The organism is Sphingomonas sp. AC449 (assembly GCF_979253475.1).
This window is the reverse complement of record NZ_CEEDCZ010000071.1, coordinates 1-249: the sequence shown is the minus strand read 5'-3', so window position 1 is coordinate 249 and position 249 is coordinate 1. Positions and strand designations below refer to the sequence as shown.

1 protein-coding gene is annotated in these 249 nt (G+C 68.7%); it reads left to right on the top strand.

The annotated features are described in order from the left end of the window. The coding region (locus tag AC0CH3_RS17875) for a malonate decarboxylase subunit alpha (protein WP_465238136.1) at positions 1-249 on the top strand (249 nt) is incomplete at both ends.

Here is a 249-nt window from a genome sequence, read left to right as displayed (position 1 = left end):
GGCATCGGCTACAACACCGCGGCGATCGAGCTGCTGCTGCCGACCTATGGCGAGAAGCTCGGGCTGAAGGGCAAGATCTGCACGCACGGGGCGCTCAACCCGCACCCGACGCTGATCCCCGCGATCGAGGCGGGGTGGGTCGAGCAGGTCCATTGCTGCGGCTCCGAAGTCGGCAGGGAGGATTATCTCGCCGCGCGGCCCGATATCTTCTTCACCGGCCCCGACGGCTCGCTGCGCTCGAACCGCGCG